Origin of the sequence: Actinacidiphila polyblastidii (genome assembly GCF_036353415.1) — a bacterium.
In the GTDB taxonomy this organism is placed as follows: domain Bacteria; phylum Actinomycetota; class Actinomycetes; order Streptomycetales; family Streptomycetaceae; genus Actinacidiphila; species Actinacidiphila polyblastidii.
The window spans coordinates 16,168-40,764 of record NZ_JAZEWV010000029.1; the positions used below are offsets into that span (position 1 = coordinate 16,168).

Sequence of the window (24,597 nt, forward strand, 5' to 3'; positions counted from 1 at the left end):
TCGAGAGTCCCCGCAGAGCACGCGCACCCGATGGAGCGTACCCGAGGTCGATCCCGACTCCACCGTGTGACAAGTCACGCATCGGACACGACGCCGTGCGGACACTCCGTAACCGGCCGGCTGCGCCGGCTCCACCGCTCGCGGCCTCAGGCGGAGAGCGGCCGGGCGGCGTCGTCGGTGGCCGCCTCCAGGTCCGGGAAGACCTCGAAGAGCCTGCGCACGCCGAGCGCCGCCAGTACCCGGTTGACGTGGGCGCCGCCCGTGGTGCCCGGCGTGCCGCCCTCGGGCAGCACGATCCGCAGCCGTCCCGCGCAGGAGCGCATCAGCCGGCGGGCGCCGATCAGCACCCCCACGCCGCTGGAGTCGCAGAACCGCACTCCGGCCAGGTCCAGGACGACGCTGCGCCGCCCTTCGGCCACCGCGTCGTGCACCTTCTGCCGGACCGCCGGCGAGGAGATCAGATCCATCTCACCGGTGACGGTCACCACCGCCCAGCCGTCCTGCTCGGCCTGGGTCACCAGCACGGGTTCCCACCTCGCCTCGCCGTCGACGTCACTTCGGTCATCGCAACGACCCTATGCCCGATCCCAGTCGTAACTCCGCAACCTTCCGGTCACACCCGCATAACAGAGCGCCAAAAGCGGTCGCGGTCGGTGCGAGGTTGGTGCAAAGCCGCGTACGCCATGGCCAACGGCCGGTACCTTCGGTCTGGACGTGCAGGAACGGGTCGAACACGACCGGCTACCGAAGGTGTTCGGCCCGGGGACGGGCAAGGGTGGGACGAGGCAAGGGGCCGGGACATGGCGACACCCGCACCGCCGCGCTGGGACCGCAAGATGCAGCAGCGGCTGGCGCGCGGCGAGGAGGCAGCTCTCGCCGAGCTGTACGACCGCTACGCGTCCCTCGTGCACAGCCTGGCCCACCGCGTCATGGACGACGACGAGGCCGCCGACCTGATCACCCGCGAGGTGTTCGGCTACATCTGGGAGAACCCGGACGCGTACGACCCCCAGAACGGCCCGATGCGCTCGTGGATCGCCGCTCTGACGCAGCGTCATGCGGTGTACCAGCTTCGGCAGTACGAGAACCGGGGCCGGTCCACCCCGGCCGAGGTCGAGGCCCGGGTCCGCGAGGCGAACACCGCGGCCCGCGCCGACTTCATCGTCACCTCCATGCCCACGCCGCTGCGCGCCGCGCTCGAACTCGCCTACCGCGAACGGCTCGACTACCGCGAGGCGGCCGCCGGGCTCGGCGTGAGCGAGGACGAGGCGCGGCGCCGGCTGCGGCTCGGACTGCAACTGCTCTCCACCGCCATGGAGCCGGGCGGCCGGCCGGACGCCTCGCTCGACCAGCACGCACGCAGGGGCCTGCGATGAGCGGGCCCGTCCACCGCGACGGCGACGGCGACGGCAAGGGCCCCGGCGGGGGCGGCGACGGCCTGCCGCGCGTGCCGCAGCAGCGCGGCCAGGGAGGTCAGGGCCGTCAGGACGACCGGCACCCCGTGGACGGTGCTGCGGGTCGGGGTCGCGGCGGTGAGCTGCCACCGGTGTCTCCGCCGGCCTCGGATGCCCCGAGCGCCTCGGCGGCCGCCGCGCCCGCGGAGGACGTGTCCGCCTCCGAACCGTCCGCTCCGCCCGCGGAGTCCGAGGCACCCCTCTCGCCCGAGGCGCACGAGGTGCCCGTCTCGTCCGAGGCGCTTGAGGCGTACGACCCGCCCAGAGCGCCCGACTTCGACCATCTGACGTTGAAGTCCCTCCTCGGCGCCTGGGCGTTGGCGGCGTGCTCGGGTGACGAGGCGCTCGCCGTCGAGCTGCACCTCACGGACTGCGCGGCGTGCGCGGACGAGGCGTTGCGGCTGCGCGACGCCGTACGGCTGCTGCACCAGGAGGAGTCGCTCGACCTCGACCCGCTGCTGCGCGCCCGCGTGCTCGAAGGCTGCCTCGGCCGGCGCCCGGCGCGGATTCCGATGCCCGAGTGGGCGGGCCCGTACGGCGCGGAGGCCGCCCGGCTCGACGCGCTGCTGCGCGATCTCGGCGACGGGTACTGGCGTGCGCCGGTCGCGCTGCGCTGGTTCGACGGGGCGCCGGTGACACGGCAGTTCACCGTCGGCCAGGTGCTGACGCATCTGGCCGCCGTGGACGGCCTGCTGATCCGGGCGCTCGGACTGGCGGCGCCCGGCGACGAGGACGACGGCCGGCCCCCGGAACGCCACGGCGCGGCGCAGCTCGCCGCGGTGGCGCGCGACCGGTTCGGCCACTCCCCGCGGCCCGAGGGCGAACTCCCGCTGGAGCCCTGGGAGCGCACCGAGGCGCACTGGGCCGCGCAACGCCACCTGCCGGGCGCGACGCTGCGCTCGCTGTGGCGCGAGCAGACCATGACGCTGGTGCGCACCGTCTCCTTCGCCGGCCCCGGCGCGAGCGCACTGCCCGTCGACTACGGGGACTTCGCCCTGCCGCTGCGGGACGCCTTCCTCGACCGGGCCTTCGAGTGCTGGATCCACGCCGGGGACATCGCCGACGCGGTGGACTACCCGTACGATCCCCCGCCGCCGCGCGCCCTGGGCGCGATGGTCGACCTGGCCGCGCGCATGCTGCCCGGCGCGCTGGCGGAGCGGCGCAGGGCCGGGCTCGCGCACTCGCCGACCCGGCTGGTGTCCGCGGGCAGGCCGGGCCGCTGCCTGCGGCTGGAGATCGAGGGCGACGGCGGCGGGAACTGGTACCTGCCGCTGGACTCGCCCGGCGCGACCGCGTCGCCGGACAGCATGGTCGCCCATGTCGCCATGGACAGCGTGGAGTTCTGCCACCTGGCGGCGGGACACGTGGAGCCCGAGCGGGCCGCGGCGGGCCAGCTCGGCGACCGCACCGCCATCCGCGAGGTGCTGTACGCGGCGGCGTCGCTGTCCCGCCTCTGAACCCTGGGGCCTAGGGCCTAGGCGAAGACGACCGTGCGCCGCCCGTTGAGCAGCACCCGCCGCTCGCTGTGCCACTTCACCGCGCGCGCGAGCGCCTGGCACTCCACGTCCCGGCCGATCGCGACCAGTTGCCCGGGGGTGACCTCGTGGCCGACCCGCTCGACCTCCTGCTCGATGATCGGGCCCTCGTCGAGGTCGGCGGTGACGTAGTGCGCGGTCGCGCCGATCAGCTTCACGCCCCGGGCGTGCGCCTGGTGGTAGGGCTTGGCGCCCTTGAAACTCGGCAGGAAGGAGTGGTGGATGTTGATGATCCGGCCGGAGAGCTTGCCGCACAGGTCGTCGGAGAGCACCTGCATGTAGCGGGCGAGCACGACCAGCTCGACGTTCTCCCGCTCGACCAGTGCGAGCACCTGCGCCTCGGCGTCCGCCTTGGTCTCCGCGGTGACCGGGATGTGGTGGAAGGGGACGCCGTAGGACCCGACGAGGTCGCGGAAGTCGGTGTGGTTGGAGACCACGGCGGCGATCTCGACCGGCAGCGCGCCGATGCTCGCGCGGAACAGCAGGTCGTTGAGGCAGTGCCCGAACTTGCTCACCATGAGGACGATGCGCATGCGCTCGTCGGACGGGTGGATCGCCCACTCCATGTGGTAGGCGCCGCCGATCGCGGCGAAGCTCGCCCGCAGCTTGTCGGCGGTGACCGCGGCGTCGGCGGAGAAGTGCACGCGCATGAAGAACAGGCCGGTGTCCTGGTCGCCGAACTGCTGGCTGTCCACGATGTTGCAGCCGGTCATGAAGAGGTAGCTGGAGACCGCGTGCACGATGCCCTGCTTGTCCGGGCAGGACAGCGTGAGGACGTACTGCGACGGCGGTTCAGCCGCGGGCGGCTGCTGCTGTGCGTTCACCCGGCCAGCCTGGCACAAACGCCCGCGCCCGGACACGCCTGTCCGTCACGCGGAACGCGTCCGCGCGCCGTCGGGGGCACCCGGCCGTCGGCGCGCACCGCCCTCAGGCGGTCCGGTTGTAGATCGCGAGCACCTCGAGCGAGCGCGGCGGCACGTCCGGGTCGTCCTCGTCCGCGGCGGCCAGCCGCACATGGGCCTCCCGTGCGGCGCGCACGGCCTCCGGCCAGGCGTGGTGGTCGAGGTAGGCGGTGGCCGGGGCGTCGGCGCCCACCTGGTGCAGGATCTTCAGCACCCGCAGCACGGCGACGTCGACGAGCGCGGCCTCCTGCGAGTCGCGGAAGATCGTGCCGACGTACTTCTCGGCCGACCAGTTGTCGAGCCAGGTGTCCTCGACGAGGCGGTACACGGCATCGGTGACGTCCCCGTATCCCTCGCGCCCGGCCTGCCAGACCTCACGCTGGAACACCGGGTCGCTGATCATGTGCAGCGCCGAGCGCACGTTGCTGCGCCAGCGCCACCACGGCATGTCGTTGAGCGGCATGCCACCCATCGTGGGGGAGCGACGGCCGCGACGGGAAGACTTCTCCGAACCTTGCACAGTGCCTGATCGTACGCAGTCGAACAGCGGCACCTGTAATTCACCTGAAAGTGACTCTTCGTTCGCTCCCGGTCACCCTCGCGTTGGCGGCGACCGGGAATCTTCCGGGTACATGACTGCACAGCGTGCGCGCGGCATCCGCAGGACCGCTCTGGCCTTACTGGCCGCTTCCGCGCTGCTCAGTGGCTGCGGTGTGATCCCGGGGGGCACGGGGGGCTCCCCGGGACCCGTGGTCGTCATGACCTGGGCTCCGGTCGACACGAACGGCACCAACAAGCCGGGCATGCTGGCGATGGCCCAGGTGTACGAGAAGTACGTCAACGCCCGCGGCGGCATCGGCGGGCGCAAGCTGAAGGTGCTGACCTGCAACGAGCGGGACGACTCAGCCGCGGTTCGTGACTGCGCGCGGCAGGCGTCGGACGCGGGCGCGGTGGCGGTCGTCGGCTCGTACAGCGAGCGCGGCGGCGACTTCATCTCGGCGCTCCAGACGCTGGGCATCCCGTACCTGGGGGGCTTCGGGATCACCGAGGACGAGTTCCAGAGCCTGATGTCGTACCCGGTCAACGGCGGCATGCCCGCACTGCTCGCGGGCAGCGGCCGGCAGCTCGCCGACCTGTGCAGGAACGTCACGCTGGTGCGGCCCGACTCCACGACCGGCGACCAGTACCCGGCGTTCCTGGACGCCGGCCTGAAGGCCGGCGGCGAGAAGGCCGCGAAGGACCTGCCGACGCCGGACGACGCGACGGACTACACCCAGGCCGCGGCCACCGCGGTCGGTGACGACAAGCCCTCCAGCTGCGTCTCCGCGGTGCTCGGCGACCACACGCCGACCTTCTTCGACTCGCTGCGCAGGACCGGCGACAGCGCCCCGAAGGTGCGGCTGTCCTCGGTGCTCGGCAGCGTCGAGCAGTCCGTCGTGGACGCCACCGGCGGCGCCTCGAGCCCGCTGGAGAACGCGTACGTCACCGGCTGGTACCCGGTGTCGAGCGACCCCAAGTGGAACGAGATGAAGGCCGCGGTCACCAAGTACGCCTTCGACGACGACCGCATCGACGTCGCCGACCCGGGCGAGCAGACCACGTGGATCGCCTACACGGTGCTGACGAAGGTGGTGCAGGCGATGGGCGACAAGGCGGTCACCCCGGTGAGCCTGCAGAACGCCCTGGACCACACGACGCGCCTGTCGACCGGCGGCCTGACCCCCGAGCTGGGCTGGACCGACGCCGACCTCAAGGGCGTCCCGCAGTACGCCAGGCTCGTCGACAGCAAGGTCACCTACCAGGTGATCCGCGACGGCCGCCTCGTCGCCGCCCGGCCCGGCTTCATCGACCTGGGCACGACGCTCAAGTCCACCGATCTGAGCTGAACCGCGCCGGAACCGCGCGGGAAGCGCGCAGGAGGCCGCGCCGGGCGCCCGCCCGGCGCGCCCGTCAGAGCTGGCTGTACGTGCGCTTGGACAGCCCGTACTGGTCGGCCAGGGCGTTCCACAGCCGCACCGCGCGCTTCTTCTGCTCGGTGGCCGTGCCGCTCTCCCGGTTGGCGTCCTGCGCCTCTCCCGTGGTGTGGGCGTGGCCGCCCTTGCACACCTTGCCGTCCTGCTGCGCCTGGTCCCCCCAGTTCGCGTAGTGGCCGTCCGCGGCCGCGGACGCCTGCCACGCCTTGGTGAGCGCGTCGGTGAGTTCCGCGTGGCCCTGGAGCTTGTCGACGGACAGCGTGTGCAGCCGGGTGACCAGCCCGGTGCGCTGGCTCTGGGCGGAGCGCAGGGCGGTCGCCGACCCGGCCATGTCCTTGCAGTCCTTGATCGCCGCGACCGCGTCGACCACCGAGCTGCGGCTGCTGCCGCTGGTCTTCAGCAGCGCGTCGAGCGCCTGCGCCTGCTGCTTCGCGGCGTCGTCCGCGGTGCTCCCGGACGCCGAGGCGGAGGCGCTCGGCGTGCCGGGGGCGCTGGTGCTGTTCTTGCCGCCGGGGTCGCCGGCCTTGGCGCCGCCGCCGCTGTTGAGCAGCCCGCCGACCACCAGCCCGGCCACCACGCAGCCCGCCACCACGATGCCGATCAGCACCTTCGGCGACAGCTTCCTGCCGCCGCGAGGACCGCCGCCGTCGCCGTCGTAGCCGTAGGCGGGCTCGTAGCCGCCGGGAGGGCCTCCGTAGGGCTGCTGGCCGGCCTGCTGCCCCTGCTGGGCCTGCTGCTGGGCCTGCTGGCTGCGGTCCGGCGGCTGGATGATGTGCGGCCGCACCGGTGCCGGGCTCGGCACGTCGTTGCGGAAGAGGTGGTCGTAGTCGCTGTCGTGCTGCGGCGGCTGGGCCGGCTGCTGCCCGTAGCCGTCCCCGTAGTCCTGGTACCCCTGGCCGGGCCCCTGCGCGGGTCCCTGGCCCTGGCCCTGGCCGCCTTGACCCTGGCCCTGGCCGAACGCGGGGCCGCCGCCGTACGCCTGCTCGTACGTCGGCTGCTGGGGCTGCTGCGGCTGGGGGGCGCCGTAGCCGCCGTCGTACTGCTGCGCCTGCGCGTCGTACTGCTGCGCCTGGCCGTCGTACTGCTGCGGGCTGCCGTAGGAGTCCTGCTCCTGGAAGATCGACAGCGGCAGCGCCTGGGTGGCCTCCGCCGGTGCGACCGGCGGCTGCTGCGCCGGGCGGCCGAGGTCGTAGCCGGGCTGCTGCGGCGGCATGGGCGGCAGCGGCGGCACGCCGCCCTGTGCGGCCGCGGCGGGCGGCTGCGGCGGCAGGCCGCCGGGGGCGTCGCCCGGGTACGGGGGCAGCATCTGCGTGGCGTCCGCGACCGGCGCGGGGCCCGGCGCGGCGTGGCCGGGCGCGCCGCCGGGGTAGGGCGGCAGCATCTGGGTCGCGTCGGCGGGCTCCGGCTGGCCACCGCCGGGGGCCGCCTGCGGGGAGCCGGGGGCGCCCCAGGGCGTGCCCGCCGCCGGCTGGACGTGCTCCCCGTACGTCAGGGGTGCCTGGTCCTGCCCTGAGGGGAGGACGACGCCCCGGTACGCATCGGGCGATTCCTCGCCGCGTCCGCTGCTGTGCATCGCCGCCCCACTCCCGCCTCTACCCTGCCGTCGGAACCGTCCGCCAACGCTACCGGGTGAATCTGAGCCCCGGCCACGTACCCGAACGAGTGAGCGGCACACCACAGTGGGCGCGCGTGGCGGGGCGCCGTGCCGCGCCCGGTCCGTGCGGGTCTGCCCAGCGCTTTGGCGGACCCGCGGAGACGGGGTGTCGGTACGGTAACGATTCGGTGGCTGCCCGCAGTTGTCACCTTCTGTGCCGCGTGGGCGACCGGCTCGCGCGCCGCGGTGCGGAACGGCGGCGGGCCGGCCCCGCCGCGAACGACGCGCGGCCCAGGGGGCGTTCCGGAGCCGGCGGGGGCTCCTCGCGGTCCGCCCCCGAGCCGGCCTCGGCCGGCCTCAGCCGGGCTCGGAGCGCGCCAGGTCGTCTCAGGCGGCCTCCCGGTCGTCGAGCCGGGCGACGAACGCCCGCACCGAGGGGTCCGTCGCGTACGGCTCCACGCGGTGCCTGAAGTCGTCCAGGTACTCGGCGCCGCGGCTGGAGCGCAGCCCCGACAGCAGGGTGACGGCCTGCGTGGCGGTGTCGCACGCCTGCTCCAGGTCGCGCTGCTGCACCTGGGCGTCGGCGAGCAGGAAGAGGTCGATCGCGCGGCGGCGCGAGCGGGTGGCCGGGTGCGCGGCGAGCGCCTCCTCGGCCCGCCGGGCGGCGGGCACCGCCTGTCCCAGGTCGCGGTGGCAGTGGGCGAGTTCGTCCGCGAGGTAGGCGTGGTCGAAGTGCGCGATCCACGGCGGGTCCTGGTCCGGTTCCGAACGCTCCATCGCGGCCACGGCGTCGCCCGCCGAGGTCGCGAAGGTGCGCGCGTCGCCGAGCAGCGCGTGGCCGCGGGCCTCCGCGGCGTGGAACATCGCCTCCGCGGTGGCGGTGACCTGTCCGCGGGCGCCTTCCTGTGCGGCGCGGGCGAGTTGGGCGATCTCCCGCGGGTTGCCGAGGGAGGCGGCCAGGTGGCTCATGCTGGCGGCCAGGATGTAGCCGCCGTAGCCGCGGTCGCCGGCCGCCTGGGCGAGGCGGAGCGCCTGGATGTAGTACCGCTGCGCCAGGCCGGGTTGGCCGGTGTCGACCGCCATGTACCCGGCCAGTTCGGTCAACCGGGCCGCGGCGGAGAACAGTTCGCGTCCCACCGCCTCCCGGTAGGTGCCCGCGAGCAGGCCGGACACCACGCTGTTGAGGTAGTGGACGACGACCGGGCGGACGTGGCCGCTGCCGAACCGGTGGTCCAGCTCGGTGAGCGCCTGCGTGGTGGCCCTGACCGCCTCGACGTCCGACATCCCCACCCTGGCACCGCCGTTGCGCGCGACGCCCTGGTCGGGGCGGGTGATCAGCCAGTCGCGGCTGGGCTCCACGAGGGCCGAGGCGGCGACGGTCGAGCCGGACAGGAAGTCCCTGCGGCCCACGTCGCTGCGCCACAGCTCGCAGACCTGCTCGATCGCGCCGAGCACGGTCGGCGCGAAGTGCAGGCCGATCCCGGTGGCCAGGTTCTTGCCGTCGGCCATGCCGATCTCGTCTATCGACACCGACCGGCCGAGCTTGCGGCCGAGCGCCTCGGCGATGATCGCGGTCGCCCGGCCGCGCGGCTGCTGGCCGCGCAGCCAGCGGGCCACGGACGTCTTGTCGTAGCGCAGGTCGAGGCCGTGCTCCGCCCCGCAGACGTTGACCCTGCGGGCGAGTCCGGCGTTCGAGCAGCCGGCCTCCTGGATCAGTGCCTGGAGCCGCTCGTTCGGCTGCCGCGCCACAAGTGGTCGTGCGGCCATCGGTCCCCCCTCGTCGTGCCTCGCGTGCCAAGTCTTCCCGCGCCGTACCGGAGAAATACGCGCAGGTACGGCATTTCACCCTCACCGGGTGGTTTCCGGCTCGGAATTGACTACCCCCGCCGGGCCCCGATCGCGCGTGCGCGCCCCCGGCAGTGCATCAGTGCGCCCGCGATGAGCCGCCGCCCGCGCCCGTAACCCGCATCGGCAGGGGCAGTTGTGCAGCCCGTGGAAGACACCATCGCGGCTCCGCGGCCGCGCACCGGCCAACTCCGCGACGCGGCGGTCGGTTACGCGGAAGAACGGCACTGGGACGTGCTCCCCGGCTGCTGGCTGGAGGCGCCCGGGGGCGGCGCCCCGCGCTGCTCCTGCGCCTCGCCGTCCTGCCCGGCCCCCGGCGCCCACCCGACCAGGCCCGACTGGGCCGCCCAGGCGAGCGGCAACGGCGCCGCGGTGCGCCTCATGTGGTGCAAGCAGCCGCGCTCCTCCGTGCTGTTGCCGACGGGGCGCACGTTCGACGCGCTGGACGTGCCGGAGAGCGCCGGCTTCCTGGCGCTGGCCCGGCTGGAGCGGCTGGAGCTGCCGCTCGGACCGGTGATCCGCACACCGGCCCGGCGGACGGTGTTCCTGGTGCTGCCCGGCGCCCAGGCGAAGGTTCCCGGGCTGCTGCGCCGGCTGGGCCGGCTGCCGGGCGCGCTCGACCTGGTGGTGCGCGGCAAGGGCGACTGGGTGCCCGCGCCGCCGACCCGGATGGGCACCGGCGCCTCGGTGCAGTGGGTGCGCCGGCCCACCGCGCTCAACCGCTGGCTGCCCGACGCCGAGGAGTTGCTGAGCCCGCTGGCGTACGCGTGCGGCGTGGACGCGGCGCAGCCGCGCGTGCACTGACCGGGCGGCGGCCCTCGCGGCCGGCTCAGGCCCGCTCGGGACCGGCTGGGAGCCGGGCCGGGCACTGATTCGGAGCGCGACCCGTCGTCACTGTCAGTGACCCGTTCTAGGGTGGGCGGGACGAGGACGGCAGCAGCCGGGTGCCGGCGGGGACGGGGAGAGGTGGCGGGCGGCATGGGTCAGTCGCAGGAGACGCCGCGGGGCGGGCCCGAGCCGTACTACGGGCGGGCGGCGGAGGCGGGCGGCGCGGACGGGCCGCCCGCGGCGGTACGGGTGCGCGGGCTGTGGAAGCGGTTCGGCGAGCAGGCGGCCGTCGCGGGCATCGACCTCGACCTGCCGTCCGGCCGGTTCATCGGGCTGGTGGGCCCGAACGGCGCGGGCAAGACCACCACCCTGTCGATGGTGACGGGGCTGCTGCGCCCCGACGACGGACTGGTGTGGATCGGCGGCCGCGACGTGTGGAAGGACCCGGTGGCGGTCAAGTCCCGCATCGGCGTGCTGCCGGAGGGCCTGCGCCTGTTCGAGCGGCTGTCGGGGCGCGAACTGCTCGCGTACACCGGCCGGTTGCGCGGCCTGCCGGGCGAGGAGGTGGACAAGCGGGCGGCCCAGCTGATGGACGTGCTCGACCTGACGGCCGCCCGGCACAAGCTCGTCGTCGACTACTCCACCGGCATGCGCAAGAAGGTCGGCCTGGCGGCGGCGCTGCTGCACAACCCCGAAGTGCTCTTCCTCGACGAGCCGTTCGAGGGCGTGGACCCGGTCTCGGCCCAGGTCATCCGCGGGGTGCTGGAGCGGTACACCGCCTCGGGCGGCACCGTCGTGTTCTCCTCGCACGTGATGGAGCTGGTGGAGAGCCTCTGCGACTGGGTCGCGGTGATGGCCGCCGGCCGGATCGTCGCGCACGGCCCGCTCGCCGAGGTGCGCGGCGCCGCCCCCACCCTGCAGGACGCCTTCCTGTCCCTGGTCGGCGCGCGCCGGTCGGGCGCCGGGGACGGCCTGGACTGGCTGGGCGGGTCGACCCGGTGAGCGGCGCCGCGGGGGCCGGGCGGGCGCCGTCGGTGACCTGGGTGTTCGTCCGCCTCAAGCTGTCCCTGCTGCGCAACGGACTGCGCCAGTCCAGGGGCCGTACCGTCGGCTGGTCGCTCGGCGTGGCCTTCGCGCTGCTCTACGCGCTGGGGACGGGCGCCGGCATGATCGCCCTGCGGCACAACGACTACGCACCGGCCGCCGCCGTCACCGTGGCCATCGTCCTCGGTGTCGGCTGGGCGGTGATGCCGCTGTTCTTCTTCGGCGGCGACGACACGCTCGACCCGACCCGGCTGGCCATGCTGCCGCTGCGGCCGCGGCCGCTGGTCACCGCACTGCTCACGTCCTCGCTGATCGGCGTGGGCCCGCTGTTCACCGTCCTGGTGGCCACCGGCGCCGTCGTCGCGGTCGCGCACGGCGCGGCGGGGACGGCCGTCGCGGCGGTCGCGGTCGCACTGGTGGTGCTGACCTGCGTGACCGTCTCGCGTGCGGTGGCCGCCGCCAACACCCGGCTGCTGACCAGCCGCAGAGGCCGCGATCTGGCGCTGCTCAGCGGCCTGTTCATCGCGGTCGGCGTCCAGCTCGCGAACCTCGGCGCGAGCGCCCTGTCGTCCGGGCACGACCTGCACCGGTTGAGTTCGTTCACCACGGCGCTGCGCTGGATACCGCCCGCGCCCGCCGTCGACGCGGTGCGTTCCGCCTCGCGCGGCGCCTACGGGCTCGCCGCCGCCCAACTGCTCTGCTCGCTGGCCGTGCTGGCGGCGCTGCTGCACTGGTGGCACCGCACCCTGCACCGCCTGATGACGTCGCCCGACGCCTCCACGGTCCAGGCGGCGCCGGACCGCGCGGAGCGCAAGGCCGCTGCCAGGAGCGCCCGTTCCGCACCGGCCCGGCTGCTGCTGACGCGGCGGCTCGCGCCGGGCCGCACCGTCACCGTCATGGAGCGGCAGTTCCGCTACCTGTGGCGCGACCCGCGGTCGAGGGCGTCGCTGGCCGCCGGCGCAGCCGTCGGGCTCCTGCTGCCGCTGGCCGCGGTGGTCCAGCACGGCACGGTGTACCAGTGCCTGTGGGCGGCGGGGCTGCTCGGCATGCAGATGTACAACCAGTTCGGGATGGACGGTTCGGCGTTCTGGACCGTCGCGGCCACCATCGCCGACCGCGGGGACGCCGCCCTCGAACTGCGCGGCCGCGCCCTGACGCTCGCGGCCATCGCGGTGCCGTACGTCACCGTCGTCACCACCGGCGCCGCACTGCTGCTCGGCCGGCCGCACGCGCTGCCCGAGACGCTCGGCCTGGAGTTGGCCTTCCTCGGCGCGCTCATGGCGACCGGCGGCTACGCGAGCGTCCGCTACCCGTACGCGGTGCAGCAGGACAACCCGTTCCAGAACGCCGCGCCCGGACAGAGCGGACTGGTCGCCATGAACGTGCTGGGCGGCACATTGAGCGGAGCGGTGCTCAGCCTGCCGGTGCTCGCGCTCACCGTCGCCCTCCACGTGACCGGACACCACGCCCTGCTCTGGACGGTGCTCCCCGCCGGCGCGGCGTACGGCGCAGCCGTGGCGGCGATCGCGCTGCGCCTCACCGCGCCCAGGCTCCTCGACCGGCTGCCGGAGATCCTCGCGGTGGTCGCCCGCACGTGACACTCCCGCGGTTCAGTACGCCCAGCGGAACGTCGTCATCAGCGCGTCGAACAGGTCCGTCAGCGCCTGCGCGTACGGGCCCGCCGGGTCGCCGTCGACCGCGGTGGAGTGGCTCACCGCCAGCCAGCGGCCGTGGCCGGCCGGCACCGGCAGGACGTAGTCGACGCGCCGCGACGCCGCGACCGGCACGTCGTCCTCCGCCGCCGCCTCCGCGTCCCGCGGCCGTACGTACTCCCACCGCACGCCGAGCCCGTCCCCGACGTGGCGCACCTCCCCGGCGGCGCCCGCCCTCCGCTCGCCGGCCAGCCGCACGACCGCCTCTCCCGGCGCCTCCGGGCCCGCCGCAACCTCGGCCACCTCGGCGATCTCGGCCACCAGGAACGACGCCGGCAGCGGGCGCCGCGTGCGCACCGGCACGTAGAGGTCGAGCCCGCCCGCCCGTCGCGCCTCCCCCACCATCCGCTCCACCCGCCGCCGCACCCACGCCCGGTACGCCATCCCCTGATCCCGCGGCACGTCCGCCGGAACCCGCTCGATCCCCCGGAACACCTTCTCCTCCAACGCGGCTCGCGTCCCACCGCGCAACGGAACACGGGCCCACCCGGCGGGCAGCGCGAGGCTGTACGAGGTGGGCGTCACGCCACGTCCTCCACCGCGGGCCGCGCCCTACGCCCGGCCCGCCACCGGGCGAAGGTGGCGACGAGCGGGGCGAGGAGGGGGATGGGCATGACGGCTGGGATGGCCGTGGCGAGCAGGGTCAAGACGCCCATCGTTCCACCGAACCAGATGTAGAACAGCACGCCGGAGTTCCAGGCCGCACAGCGCCAAACGCCGACTAGACCACACCAGGTCAGCGACTGCGCGCAAAGAGTCACCGTAAGCATCTCGACCACGAACGTTGTTTGGCTCGGGTCGAGCAGCCGCGCGGTGACGGCGATGACCCCGAAGGCGAGCATCGGAAGCGCTGCGCCAAGCCGGATCAGTCGATCACTCCGGGCAAGGAGTGGACTCTCTGCTGCATCACTCGGAAACACCAGTGCTCCTCACCATGCCGAGCCGATTTCCCTTGTGTAACGGTCCTTGAGCCGTCCGTACGGGCCGTACTGCCACTTACTTGGGTAGATGTCACTGCTGCCGGCGCCTTTGTCGAAGCCATCCACCGTCGTCGCAGCCATCCAGGTAGCCTCGAACACCCGCTTGCGCGCATCGGCACCCTCACTCGCCAGCGCCACCGCGGCGTTCCGCGGATACGCAGCCCTCATTCGCTGAATGTCCTTGTGCACGTTCATCGATTCCTTCTCGCCGCCCATCCGTACCGCCTCCCAGCGGGTCGCCTCCGGCATAGGGGTGGACGCCTCGGCGTCCGCGGCGTCGCGGCCGGCGCGGCGGTTGGAGGCGCGGGCGATGTTGCGGTCATGGCGGGCCTTGGCCCGCTCCGCCCGGGTGGCGCCGCGCCGGTTGACGACCGCTGACGCGCGGTCGCGTACCGCCTGGGTGGCGCGCGCGGAGTTCGCCGCCGCGGCCTCGTCCGCGGCGGCTTGCGCCGCCCGCTTGGTGGCGTCGCGGACGGCGCGCAGTTCGGTGAGGGCGGCGTTGCCGACGTGCATGGTGAGCAGGCCGAAGGCATCCATGGCGATGTCCGCCCAGGAGCCGTCGCCGGCGGCGGCCAGCAGGAGGTGGCCGGCGAGGACGCCGAAGGAGAGCCAGAGGGCGAGCCCGGCGACCCACCCGGCCGGGGTGGTGAGGAGGGCGGCGACGGCGATGACCGTGGCGGTCCAGCTCATGACGTCGACGGCGAGGGAGATGACTCCCTGCCAGTCGTGGACGGCGTTCTTGAGCCGCTGCCACCGGCTGTCCTTGATCTTGTCGTCGATCTGGTGGCCGAGGAGGTGTCCGTAGTGACCGGCGCGCTCGTCGCGCAGCGCCTCGACCTTCGCGAGGGAGGCCCGGTGGGCCGCCAGGGGGTCATCGGCGCCGGAACCGGACCCGGGGTCCGCCCCCGCGTCCTCCCTGGCCGCCCGCAGGATGCGCGCCGCGTCGGCCTGGAGGCCCGCCAACTCGTGCGCCCAGCACGTCAGATGGCCGTGGACGCGCTCGTAGCGGCCGGCGGTCTCGCCCAGGTGGCCTTCGAGATCACGGGCGCCGTCACGCAGCGCTTCGGCGTAGCGTCCCACGAGGCCGTCGCCCTGGGCGATGACGCGCAGGTCGCCGGCCTCGCGCCTGAGCAGGGTCGCGACGTGCTTCAGGTGCGCGACCTCGTCCAGGATCGCGTCGGGGTCGCCGGGTACGGGGTCGGCGGCGGCGAGGGGGTGCCAGTCGCGCGGACGGCGGCCCACCGCGCTCACCCGGCCTTGGGCAGACGGTGGCCGGCCGCCAACTGCCGGTCGGTGCGGCGGAAGGTCTCCCGCGCCTCGCCGACCAGGCCGCCCACCGACTCGATGCCGGCGAGGAGTCTCCCGCGGTGCCAGGACCAGTTGTCGACGAACGCGTCCATAGCGTGCGCCACCGGTGCGGCGCCCCAGACCTGGCGAAGGTCGTCGCGGTGCTCGGCGATGCCCCGGAACTCGCCGTGCAGCCGGCTCAGCAGCCGCTCGGCGTCGGCGAGCACCTCGTCCGTCACCCGCAGGTCAGCCACGACCGCACCCACCCGCGCACCCGCACTCGTAATCGCTGTTCACGACCGGAACAACGGTCGTGCTCAGGGCCGCGGTTACGGGTACCCCGGCATATGCCACCGATCGGGTCACCAGGCGAGGCGGCGCAGCAGCCCGCAGCCCCCGCGTGCAGGCCTCACGGAGTCGCCGTGTGGAGCGGTCAGTTGGCGATGCGGCCCCGCCACTCCGGCAGCAGTTCGTCCATCAACGCCTCGACGCGCGGCGGGAGTCCGCGGCTCGGTCCGCTGAGCGCGCTGCTGCGGGCGATCAGCGACCGGGCCGCCGCGTCCAGGCGTGCCTGGTCGCCGGTGGCGTGCGTGGCGCGCAGGAGTTCCAGCCAGAGGCGTTCGTCGTTCGGCGAGACCGCGAGGCCCGTCTCGATCGCGGCGACCGCCGCCTTCGGCTTCGACGCGTCGAGGTGCAGCGCGCTCAGCGCGAGGGCGATCTCCGCGACGAGCACCGGGTGCTGGGCGTCGACGATCTCGTGGCCGAGCCAGCCGTACCGGCCGGCGGCGCGGTCGGACAGCAGCGGCCCGCGGGCCAGCGAGAGGGCGTCGGTGAGCAGCCGGCGGCGCGCCGTGGGGTCGGACGCGGCCCGGCCCTCGGTGGCCTCGTGGTGGAGGGTCTGCAGCACGTCCCAGTCGCAGACGACGGAGGTGGCCAGCACGATCCGGCCGGTGCCGTCGAAGGAGAGGCGGGGCGCGCCGCCGGGGTCGGTGCCGAGCCACTCCCTGAGCCGTTCGACGAGCGCGTCCCGCACGTCGTCGGTGACGCCGCGCGGCCACAGCGCGGAGGCCAGCACCCGGGGGTGGACCCCCTCGCGGTGGAGCAGGAGCAGCGCGAGCGCCTCGTGCAGCAGCGGGCTGCGCTCGGCGGTGGGCGACTCGATGCCGATGACCTCGAACGGGCCGAGCAGCCGCGCGTACACACCGGGTCGGCCCTGGTCGGACAGGTCGACGAGGAACGGCGGCGCTTCGGGGCCCGGACCGTCCTCGCCGCCGGCCTCGGCGAACAGCCGCAGCACGGCCTGGTACTGGGCGGCCGGCAGCACCTGCGCCTCCAGGTCGAGCCCGAGCAGCGGCGCGAGCAGCCGTCCCGCGGAGGTGACTTCGAGCTCCCAGGCGGCGCCGGGCAGATCGGCGCGGCTGGACGCGACGAGGTAGCCGATGCCCAGGCGGCCCGCGTCGGCGGCGAGTTCGGCGAGCCGCTCGGCCTCCGACGCGGTCGGCTCGGCGGCGAGCAGCACCAGGTGCGGCGCCCACTGGGTGTGCTGGGCGCGGCCGGTACGACCGGTGAGGACGCTGTCCTGGCCGGAGCCGCGCAGCGCGCCGGCGCGCTGCGCGGTCTCCGCGGTCATGATCTCGATGACCTCGGGGACGTCCGCGATGTGCCGTATCCGGGCGGGCGCGAGCGCGGTGAGGTCCTCGGCGAAGCCGACCAGGGTGACGGTCATACGGTCGGACCATCCGTTGGTCGCGAGTTCCGCGGCGACGGAGGCGAGCACGGCCTCGCGGTCGGCCTTCGCGCCGGCCAGCGAGACGATGCCGGGCACCGCTTCGAGGTTGAGCAGCAGGCGCGCGCCGTCCAGCGTGCCGAGGGCGACCAGACCGGGGTAAGGCGCCGCGGCGGACACGTCGGCGTCCTCGGCCAGGTCGGAGCGGTTGAGCTGCCAGAACGTCTGGTCCTGGCCGAGCTGCCAGGGCGTCGGCGGCTGGCCCTCCGGCCAGGCGAGCTGCAGGTGCAGGGCCTCGTCGGTGAGCCAGGCCGCGTAGACCGTGGGGAGCTTGCGGCCGTCGGCGTCGAGCCGGGCGGAGAGCGAGCGCAGCGCCCGGTCGAGGAAGGAGACGGTCTCCGGGTCGGCGCCCACCCGCAGCGCGTCGGCGGCGTCGGCCTGCGGTCCCGTGGGAGTGCGCGGGGTGCGCAGTCCGCCCGCGGTGACCGACTGCCACAGCGCCGTACGCCGCCTGCGGCCGAGCGCGCCGAGCAGGCCCGCGGCCATCAGCGGGGCGGCGATCAGCGCTTCGGAGAGGTCGAAGCCGTGGGCGCCGGAGGTCAGTCCGGTGAGCGCCGCGGTGACCGGGGACTCGGCGTGTGCCGTCCGGGCGGGTGCTTCCTGGGCGGGTGCCGTGTGCTCCTGCGCGTGCTGCCCGCCGCCCCCGCCGGGACCGCCCGAGCCGCCGCTGCCACCGGAGCCGGCGCCGCCACCGCCCGAGCCGCCGGCGCCGCCGGCCTCCTCTGCGGCCGGCGTCTGCGACGCGGCGTGCGCGCCTTCGGCGACCGTGTCCTTGGCGCCGCCGTGCGCCGCGTACCGCGCGACGTCGGGTGCGGTGTGCGGCGCGGCGACGGGCATCTGCACCAGGTCGCCGCCGCGCGCGTCACCCGGCATCTCCATGACCCAGCCGGGCCGGATCAGGCTGGCCTGCGACAGGCGCGAACCGTCGGGCTGCACGCGGTCCTTGTTGAGTGCGTAGATCTCCTTGTAGCGGCGGCCGTCGCCGAGGTGCCGCTGCGCGATCTCCCACAGGGAGTCGTGGTGGCGGCCCTCGGGGGGCTGGATGCGGTAGAACTTCGTGTCCTTGGCGGCCGACTGCCCGGCGCTCTGGCCCGCCGCGCCGCCGCCCTGGTGGCCGGCCTGCTGCTGGGGCGTGACGACGCCCGCCGGGCGCGCCTGCTGCTGGCCGGGGGTCTGCTGGGCGGTGGCGGCGACGCCGGGCCTGGCCTGGTTCTCGATCTGGTGGTGCTGGCCGAGCTGGGACATGCCGGGGATCAGGCCGGCGGTGCTGACGCCGACCAGCAGCAGCGCGGCGACCAGCTGGCGGGCCAGCAGCTGGCTGGGCCCCGAGCCGGGGACCCGGTGCGGCATGCCCACCCCGGACATCGCCGCCTTGGCCTCCACCAGGACGCACGCGGTGAACTGCGCCCAGGCCAGCCACACCACCACGGCCAGCGTGTTGACGAACGTCTCCGAGGTGATCGGCTGCTGCACCAGGCCGGAGTCGAAGTGGTGCGGGAAGGGCGAGCCGATGAAGTACAGCAGCGCCCCGGGCACCCCGACGACCAGCACGAGCAGGGCCAGGAACGCGCCGAAGGCCCGTACGAAGTCGCCGAAGGTACGCCGGCTGCGCGGCGGTGGGGCCGCGGCCCCTGCCTGCTGTGCGCGGGTACGTCCCGTGGCGGTCGTGCGTGCCATGGCGGTTTCCTCTGCCTTCTCCGGTCAGTTGCCGCTGAGGTTGGTGGCGGACGCGGTGGCCTTCGCCGTCCATGTCCGGTCGGCCAGGAACCCGGACAGCATGGGCTTGTAGCTGATCTGGACGAAGACGTACACCACGGCGGTGGTGGACTTCGCACGGTCGCAGCCCGCGTGCGCGACGTCGCTGCTCGCGACGCCCGCGGTCCGCAGGTAGTGCCGGACGTCTCCCTGGCAGTTGTCGAGCAGGATCGGCGGGGTGCCGCCCTTCTGGGTGGAGTTGCGCAGGGCGGCCACGTCGATGTCCTGGGCCGCGTAGCGGGCGGCCTGTTCGGCCAGGTCCGCGGCGCGCTCGCGCTTGGAGATGGCCATGCCGCCGTCCACCACGAAGCCGGCGAGCGCGACGAAGAGCATCGCGAAGATGATCACGGCGATCGCGCCTGAGCCGCGGTCGCCGAACCGCCGCGCGGCGCCCGCTTCCCCCGGCTCGCGCGGGTCCGCCTGCCGAGGCTCGTGCGCGCCGGCCTGCCGAGGCTCGCGCGGGCCGGCCTCCCGGCACCCGGTGTGCTCGCGGTTCTCAGCCACCGGTCAGCCTCCGGTACGGGTCGAGGGGTGAGGAGAACGTCCCCTTCATCGTGGTCTTCGGCCCGAACCCGACCGACGCCAGGCCGCGCACCCTGCAGGTGACCTGCACGGCGAACACGCCCTGCTGCGGCCTCCAGTCGGTGCCCTGGTACGTGACCCGTACGCTGCCGGACAGGCAGATCCCGCTGAGGTCGTCGGTGACCGCCGACCTGGCCTGGCTCTTGGCCGTGCCCAGGTCGCCCTGGAGCGAGCCCGCGCGGGCGGCGTCGCGCGCGGCGCCGTCGAGCGAGCTCCTGGCGTCCACCATCTGGCCGAGGCCGAGCAGCACCAGGATGAACAGGACCAGCAGCGGCGCGAGGATCACCACCTCGATGGTGGCGATACCCGCGTCCGCGCGCTCCGCGTCGCCCTGCCCCAGGCCCTGCCCCTGCCCCGGGCCCGGGCCCGTGCGCCGGCGGCGCGGCCACGCGAGGACCGCCGTCGCACCGCGGCCCGTCACGGCGCGCCGTCCGGCACGAACCGTTCGACCGGTGAGGAGGACACCGCGCGCACGTGCAGGTGGATCCACGGCACGACCGGCGGCACCGATCCGGTGACCGTCATCGTCACGGTGTTGTCATCCAGCGTCGGCAGCGGGCGGGCGCCGGACAGCAGGCTGCCTCCCATCTGGTCGATGTACCACCGCGACTTGCTCCGCGCCTGTTCGCGCCACTGCGCGGTGACCTTGACCTGCTCGGCGCCCTCCCGCGCGCCGGCCCGCGCCGCGGCCACCGCGATGTGGTCGGCGAAGTAGTACATCGCGAACTGCACCGTGATGAAGATGACCGCGAAGAAGAGCGGGGTGAGGAACACGAACTCGATCGCGCTCATGCCCCGGTCGTCCGAGCGGCCGCGCCGGCCCACGCCGCTGTCGCCGTGCACGGCGTCCAGCCGACGGCGCAGGGCGCGTCGAAGCGCGTGGTGAGTTCTCATCCCCGTTGTCTTTTCGCTCGGTTCAGCTCGGTTCGGCTCGGTCCGGCTCGGCTCGGCTCAGCTCAGCACTTGCCGGAGTCGGCCTTGTCGATGCACGTCTGGACCTTCTCGGTCTTGGTGTTCACGGCCTGCGTGATGGCCCAGCCGACGCCCGCGACGAGCGCGGCGACGATCGCGGAGATGATGACCCATTCCACGGCGGAGGCACCGGTGGTACGGCCCGCGCTGCGGGCCACGTCGAAGCGCCGTTTCACGAACGCGGTGACGGCGTTGGTCGCCTTGCGGTATGTGCTCGGACGGTCCATGGTCCAAGTCCTTTCGTGACTGACGGATGACGTGCGGGGGAGATCGGTATCAGGACGACTGGAACACGCGCATCGCCGCGGGGAACATGAGGAAGACGAGGAACCCGGCGCAGAGCAGCAGCTGGGCGACGAGCATGGACTGGGAGTTCTCGCCGGCCGCGCCCTCGATCTCGGAGAGTTCGCGGTGCCGCATGGTCTCGGCGCGGGAGGCGAGCGACTCGCGGACCTTCGCGCCGTCGTCGGCGACGAGCCCCAGGGTGACGGAGAGGTCGAGGAGCTCCTCGATGCCGAGTTCCTGGCCGAGCCGGCCGAGCGCCACCCATTGGCTGGTGCCGGTGATGCGGGCGTCGGACAGGCAGTTGCGGATACGGACCAGCGCCCATCCGTCGCTGATGTCCGCTGCGGCCATCAGCGCCTCGGGCAGGCCGCGGCCGCCGGCCAGGTTCATCGAGACCAGGTCGAGGTAGGCGCCGATGACGCGGCGCAGGTCCTTGCGCTTCTTCACCGCGTCGCGCCGCACCTCCAGGTCGGGCAGGAAGAAGAAGAGGCCGGCGAAGGCGAGCGCGAGCCACACCGGGATGATCGGGTTGAGGCCCATGCCCAGTTCGAGGACCGCGGCGAACAGGAAGGGGCCGAAGACCAGTCCGACCGCCGAGAGCATGACCTTGGTCGCCAGGAAGCTCTCCCAGCTGCGGTCGAGGACCGCCAGGTCGGCGCGGAGCGAGCGCAGCTCCCAGCCCTGTTCGAGGTAGAAGGCCGCGACGCGCTGGCCGATCCGGCCGCGCAGGTCGGTGGCGCGCGGCTCGGGGCCGCTGGCGGGGCCCGCGGCGCGCATCGCGTCGATCTGCGCGACCCGGGCCGCGGCGCTGCGCCGGCTCGGCGAGAACGCACGGATCAGCGCGTAGACGCCGAGTCCGATGATCGCGCCCAGCAGGCAGCTCAGCAGGATGATGCTCACCGCAGCCTCCCGTCCTGGCTCGGTACGGCGCCGGGGACGGCGCCCGGCGCCGGGTGGCCCGGCACGAAGCGTCCCGGTGCGCTGTCCGCGCCGGGGGTGACGTGGCCGGGAGGCCCGCCGGCCTGGCCGGGCGGGGTGAACCGCCCTGCCACCGCCTGGTTCGCGGCCAGCCGCTCAGGAGCGTGCACCAGGAACCGGTCCGGCGTCTCCACCTTGGACAGATTCCGCAGCCACCAGAAGCCGGCGCCGAAGAGCAGGCACACCACGGTCAGCATCAGCTGGCCGAGGAGCGTCCCGTAGGGCTTGACGAAACTGCGGTTGAAGATGGCCAGCGCCAGGATGACCACGACCGAGACCAGCACCACGATCTGCACGCTGCGCCGGGTGCTGGCCCGCTGCGCCATCACGCGCTGCCGCATGTCGACCTCCTCGCGGGCCGACTTGGCGAGCGCGCCGAGTACCTCGCGCAGACCGGGGCCGCGCAGCCGGGCGTTGAGGATCAGCGCGGCGATGATGATGTCCGCCGACGCGTCGTTGATCTCGTCGGCGAGGTGCTGCAGCGCCTCGGGCAGCGGGGTGCGGGAGCGCAGCCGGTCGACGAGGGAGTCCAGGTGGAGCCGGAGCGCGGGGGCCGCGGCGCGCGCGGACGCCGGGATGGCCTGTTCGAGGCCGACGGCGCCGGCGATGGTGTCGCGCAGCGACTCGGTCCAGCCGGCCAGGGCCTCGACGCGTTTCATCGCGGCGCGCTCGTCGGCGGCGCCGCCGAAGAGCCGGTCCCAGACGAAGACCAGGATGGCGGTGGCGGCGCCGAGCACCACCCAGCGGGTGAGGCCGAGCACGGCCAGACCGACGATGACGGCGATCGAGCCGCGCTGGGACAGGAAGCGGATCAGCTCCGAGGCCCGCTCGGCGGAGGACTCGCCGGCCTCCGGCGTCTTGGGCGCCCAGCCGCGGATCGCGGCGATGAACAGGGCGAGGCCGCCGCCGACCGCGGCCCCGGCCAGTAGTCCGTACAGCACGGACAGGGAGAAGACTCCGGTCATCACCGCCACACCCCCGTGGGCTGGTAGCCGTTGGCGAGGAGTTCGTCGAGGCAGGCGATGGGGGCGTGCGGCATGGCGACGCCGTCCCTGCCCTCGGCGAAGACCTCGCTGGAAAGGACCCGGCCGTCCACGCCGTTGACCTCGCGGATGGAGGTGACGACGCGGCGCAGCGTGCCGCCACGCTGGTAGTCGTTGCGCCGCTGGACGAAGACGACGAAGTCGATGGCGCCCGCCACGAGCATCTGCGACGCCTCGACCGGCAGCCGCTCCTGCGCCTGCAGCGCGTAGGTGGAGATGCGGTTGAAGACCTCGGCGGAGCTGTTCGCGTGGATGGTGGACAGCGAGCCGTCGTTGCCCTGGGACATCGCGTTGAGCATGGTGACGATCTCGTCGCCGAGCACCTCGCCGACGATGACCCGGGAGGGGTTCATGCGCAGGGAGCGGCGGACGAGTTCGGCCATCGAGATGGCGCCGAGGCCCTCGGAGTTGGGCAGCCGTTCCTCGAACGCCACGACGTTGGGGTGGAGTTCGGGGAACTGGTCCAGGCCGAGTTCCAGTGCGCGCTCGACGGTGATGAGGCGCTCGTGCGGCGGGATGACGTTGGCCAGCGCCCGCAGCAGGGTGGTCTTGCCGGCGTTGGTGGCTCCGGCGATCATGACGTTCTTCCTGGCCAGCACGGTGGCGGAGAGGAAGGAGCCCAGCTCGGGGGTGAGGGTGTAGTTGCCGACCAGGTCGGTCAGGAACACCTTGCCGAGGCGGGCGCGCCGGATCGACAGCGCGGGGCGGCGGGTGACGTCCATGACCGCGGACAGCCGGGAGCCGTCGGGCAGCCGAAGGTCGAGCTGCGGGTTGGCGGTATCGAACGGGCGCGAGGACAGGCCGGAGTAGGCGCCGAGCACCTGGATCAGCTCGACGAGTTCCTCGTCGGTCTCCGCGACCGGCTCGGCCGGGAGCTCGCGGCCGTCCGCGTAGCCGACGAAGACCTGGTCGCAGCCGTTGATGTCGATGTTCTCGACCTCGGGGTCGTCCAGCAGCGGCTGCAGCCGGCCCACTCCGAACAGCGCGGCGTGCACCGCCGCCGCGTAGGCCTCCTCGGCCTGCGCGTCCGGCGGGGTGCGCCCGACGGTGATCTCGGCGCGGGCGTAGTCCTCGAGGATCTGCGCGATGATCGCGCGGGCGAAGTGCCGCTCGTCCTCGGACGACATCGCCATCCGGTTCGCGACCTGGTCCACCCGCCGCTGCTCGGCGATGCGGTCGCCCGCCTCCTGGCGGAAGCGTTTGACGAGCTGGTGGTCGACCTCGCTCATTGGAAGACCCCGTACCGTTGCGGTACGTCGGCGGCGATCTGGCGGGCGGAGCGGATCAGCAGGGACTTGTCGAGCCTGCCGCGGCGGCGGCCGTTGAGCGTCTCGGCGCCCGCCGGGTCGTGGGCGAGCGTGCCGACGACGCGGGCGGAGATCTGCGAGGCCACCAGCATCTCGTTGACCTGGGAGGCGACCCGGGCGCTGCTGCCCGCCTCGGCGATCAGCAGCACGCCGATCGGCGGGTAGCCGAGTGCGGCGGCGCCGCGCTGGGAGCCGTGCAGCTTGGCGGAGAGCGCGCCGGCCCGGTCCCTGACCCGGGCCAGGTGCTCGGGTTCCGTACGGGAGACCAGCAGCACCAGCGCGGCGTGCGGGAAGAGTTCGAGTATCGGCGAGTCGGGCCCGATGCGGCCGCAGTCGGCGATGACGTCCGCGGCGCCGCTGGGCGACTCGGCGAGCGTGGCGAACGCGCTGCCGAGGATCGTCCACAGGCCGGAGATGCCGGCCGCCTGCTCGGCGCCGCCGAGTCCGACCAGCACGTCGAGTCCGCCGGCGAGCGGCTGCGAGTGGTCCCACAACTGCTCGGCGGCCAGGCCGTGCCGGGCGGTCGCGGCGAGCGAGAGCATGCCGGAGTTGGGGTTGAGCACCCCGCCGTGCGCTCCGACCGCGCGGTAGACCAGGTCGCCGCCGGCCGGGTCGGCCTCGGCGAGCAGGACGCGGCGGGGCCACACCGCGGCGAGTGCGACCGCGGTGGTGCTGACGCCCGGCGAACCCTTGTCGGCGGCGATAGCGATCAGTGCCATGTCGTCTACGCCCGCT

General features: G+C 74.0%; 24 protein-coding genes. 6 read left to right on the forward strand and 18 right to left on the reverse strand.

Features of this window, described 5'->3' with window-relative positions:
* Window positions 1–146 precede the first annotated feature (146 nt).
* Window positions 147–518: an STAS domain-containing protein gene (locus V2S66_RS26060; RefSeq protein WP_330799149.1), complete on the reverse strand. Its 372-nt coding sequence runs from the start codon at window positions 516–518 to the stop codon at window positions 147–149.
* A 282-nt stretch (window positions 519–800) separates the two neighbouring features.
* On the opposite strand from V2S66_RS26060, the gene V2S66_RS26065 reads away from it, so the two are divergent.
* Together V2S66_RS26065 and V2S66_RS26070 are read left to right on the forward strand one after the other, a co-directional pair.
* A complete protein-coding gene (locus V2S66_RS26065) occupies window positions 801–1,376 on the forward strand; it encodes a sigma factor (protein ID WP_330799035.1) in 576 nt (191 codons plus the stop codon).
* Complete coding sequence (locus V2S66_RS26070) at window positions 1,373–2,911, forward strand: maleylpyruvate isomerase N-terminal domain-containing protein (RefSeq protein WP_330799038.1); 1,539 nt, start codon at window positions 1,373–1,375, stop codon at window positions 2,909–2,911. The genes V2S66_RS26065 and V2S66_RS26070 overlap by 4 nt, the downstream gene beginning before the upstream one ends.
* A gap of 17 nt (window positions 2,912–2,928) precedes the next feature.
* Here the strand turns inward: V2S66_RS26070 and purU are convergent, their stop codons facing one another.
* Together purU and V2S66_RS26080 are read right to left on the reverse strand one after the other, a co-directional pair.
* Window positions 2,929–3,813 (reverse strand): formyltetrahydrofolate deformylase, encoded by an 885-nt coding sequence (gene purU / locus V2S66_RS26075; protein ID WP_330799040.1) that lies wholly within the window; start codon window positions 3,811–3,813, stop codon window positions 2,929–2,931.
* Window positions 3,814–3,916: 103 nt separating this feature from the next.
* Complete coding sequence (locus V2S66_RS26080) at window positions 3,917–4,363, reverse strand: SCO4402 family protein (RefSeq protein ID WP_330799041.1); 447 nt, start codon at window positions 4,361–4,363, stop codon at window positions 3,917–3,919.
* 160 nt (window positions 4,364–4,523) lie between these two features.
* Between V2S66_RS26080 and V2S66_RS26085 the strand changes: the two genes are divergently transcribed.
* The gene (locus tag V2S66_RS26085; RefSeq protein WP_330799042.1) at window positions 4,524–5,777 is read left to right on the forward strand and encodes an ABC transporter substrate-binding protein; all 1,254 of its coding nucleotides are present in this window, start codon (window positions 4,524–4,526) and stop codon (window positions 5,775–5,777) included.
* Window positions 5,778–5,841: 64 nt separating this feature from the next.
* Here V2S66_RS26085 and V2S66_RS26090 read toward each other — a convergent pair whose 3' ends face one another.
* Together V2S66_RS26090 and V2S66_RS26095 are read right to left on the reverse strand one after the other, a co-directional pair.
* Window positions 5,842–7,437, reverse strand: coding sequence for a hypothetical protein (locus V2S66_RS26090; RefSeq protein ID WP_330799043.1), 1,596 nt, complete (start codon window positions 7,435–7,437; stop codon window positions 5,842–5,844).
* Window positions 7,438–7,845: 408 nt separating this feature from the next.
* On the reverse strand, window positions 7,846–9,225 hold the full coding sequence (locus tag V2S66_RS26095; protein WP_330799044.1) for a transcriptional regulator: 1,380 nt from the start codon (window positions 9,223–9,225) through the stop codon (window positions 7,846–7,848).
* Window positions 9,226–9,450: 225 nt separating this feature from the next.
* On the opposite strand from V2S66_RS26095, the gene V2S66_RS26100 reads away from it, so the two are divergent.
* From V2S66_RS26100 to V2S66_RS26110, 3 genes are all read left to right on the forward strand, one after another.
* Window positions 9,451–10,107: a bifunctional DNA primase/polymerase gene (locus V2S66_RS26100; protein WP_330799045.1), complete on the forward strand. Its 657-nt coding sequence runs from the start codon at window positions 9,451–9,453 to the stop codon at window positions 10,105–10,107.
* Window positions 10,108–10,281: 174 nt separating this feature from the next.
* Window positions 10,282–11,133 (forward strand): ABC transporter ATP-binding protein, encoded by an 852-nt coding sequence (locus V2S66_RS26105; RefSeq protein ID WP_330799047.1) that lies wholly within the window; start codon window positions 10,282–10,284, stop codon window positions 11,131–11,133.
* Window positions 11,130–12,773, forward strand: coding sequence for a transporter (locus V2S66_RS26110; RefSeq protein ID WP_330799048.1), 1,644 nt, complete (start codon window positions 11,130–11,132; stop codon window positions 12,771–12,773). The genes V2S66_RS26105 and V2S66_RS26110 overlap by 4 nt, the downstream gene beginning before the upstream one ends.
* 12 nt (window positions 12,774–12,785) lie before the next feature.
* On the opposite strand, the gene V2S66_RS26115 is transcribed toward V2S66_RS26110, so the two are convergent.
* From V2S66_RS26115 to V2S66_RS26175, 13 genes are all read right to left on the reverse strand, one after another.
* On the reverse strand, window positions 12,786–13,412 hold the full coding sequence (locus tag V2S66_RS26115; RefSeq protein WP_330799049.1) for a hypothetical protein: 627 nt from the start codon (window positions 13,410–13,412) through the stop codon (window positions 12,786–12,788).
* Window positions 13,409–13,807 carry a hypothetical protein gene (locus V2S66_RS26120; RefSeq protein WP_330799050.1) on the reverse strand — a complete coding sequence of 133 codons (399 nt, stop codon included), beginning with the start codon at window positions 13,805–13,807 and terminating at the stop codon, window positions 13,409–13,411. The genes V2S66_RS26115 and V2S66_RS26120 overlap by 4 nt, the downstream gene beginning before the upstream one ends.
* A 9-nt stretch (window positions 13,808–13,816) precedes the next feature.
* Window positions 13,817–15,109: a hypothetical protein gene (locus V2S66_RS26125; protein ID WP_330799052.1), complete on the reverse strand. Its 1,293-nt coding sequence runs from the start codon at window positions 15,107–15,109 to the stop codon at window positions 13,817–13,819.
* A 5-nt stretch (window positions 15,110–15,114) separates the two neighbouring features.
* Window positions 15,115–15,408, reverse strand: a complete 294-nt coding sequence (locus V2S66_RS26130) for a hypothetical protein (RefSeq protein ID WP_330799054.1) — start codon at window positions 15,406–15,408, stop codon at window positions 15,115–15,117.
* A 179-nt stretch (window positions 15,409–15,587) separates the two neighbouring features.
* Entirely contained in the window at window positions 15,588–18,617 is a 3,030-nt protein-coding gene (locus V2S66_RS26135) for a BTAD domain-containing putative transcriptional regulator (protein WP_330799057.1), read from the reverse strand.
* Window positions 18,618–18,641: 24 nt separating this feature from the next.
* Window positions 18,642–19,199 (reverse strand): TadE/TadG family type IV pilus assembly protein, encoded by a 558-nt coding sequence (locus V2S66_RS26140; RefSeq protein WP_330799059.1) that lies wholly within the window; start codon window positions 19,197–19,199, stop codon window positions 18,642–18,644.
* On the reverse strand, window positions 19,192–19,698 hold the full coding sequence (locus V2S66_RS26145) for a TadE/TadG family type IV pilus assembly protein (RefSeq protein WP_330799060.1): 507 nt from the start codon (window positions 19,696–19,698) through the stop codon (window positions 19,192–19,194). Before V2S66_RS26145 ends, V2S66_RS26140 begins: the two co-directional genes overlap by 8 nt.
* Window positions 19,695–20,171 (reverse strand): TadE/TadG family type IV pilus assembly protein, encoded by a 477-nt coding sequence (locus tag V2S66_RS26150; RefSeq protein ID WP_330799063.1) that lies wholly within the window; start codon window positions 20,169–20,171, stop codon window positions 19,695–19,697. Before V2S66_RS26150 ends, V2S66_RS26145 begins: the two co-directional genes overlap by 4 nt.
* A 62-nt stretch (window positions 20,172–20,233) precedes the next feature.
* Window positions 20,234–20,476: a hypothetical protein gene (locus V2S66_RS26155; RefSeq protein WP_330799065.1), complete on the reverse strand. Its 243-nt coding sequence runs from the start codon at window positions 20,474–20,476 to the stop codon at window positions 20,234–20,236.
* Window positions 20,477–20,525: 49 nt separating this feature from the next.
* Complete coding sequence (locus V2S66_RS26160) at window positions 20,526–21,434, reverse strand: type II secretion system F family protein (protein ID WP_330799068.1); 909 nt, start codon at window positions 21,432–21,434, stop codon at window positions 20,526–20,528.
* Window positions 21,431–22,477, reverse strand: coding sequence for a type II secretion system F family protein (locus tag V2S66_RS26165; protein ID WP_330799069.1), 1,047 nt, complete (start codon window positions 22,475–22,477; stop codon window positions 21,431–21,433). Before V2S66_RS26165 ends, V2S66_RS26160 begins: the two co-directional genes overlap by 4 nt.
* Window positions 22,477–23,784: a CpaF family protein gene (locus V2S66_RS26170; protein WP_330799072.1), complete on the reverse strand. Its 1,308-nt coding sequence runs from the start codon at window positions 23,782–23,784 to the stop codon at window positions 22,477–22,479. The genes V2S66_RS26165 and V2S66_RS26170 overlap by 1 nt, the downstream gene beginning before the upstream one ends.
* Window positions 23,781–24,581: a hypothetical protein gene (locus tag V2S66_RS26175; RefSeq protein ID WP_330799074.1), complete on the reverse strand. Its 801-nt coding sequence runs from the start codon at window positions 24,579–24,581 to the stop codon at window positions 23,781–23,783. Before V2S66_RS26175 ends, V2S66_RS26170 begins: the two co-directional genes overlap by 4 nt.
* Between the last annotated feature and the right edge of the window lie 16 nt (window positions 24,582–24,597).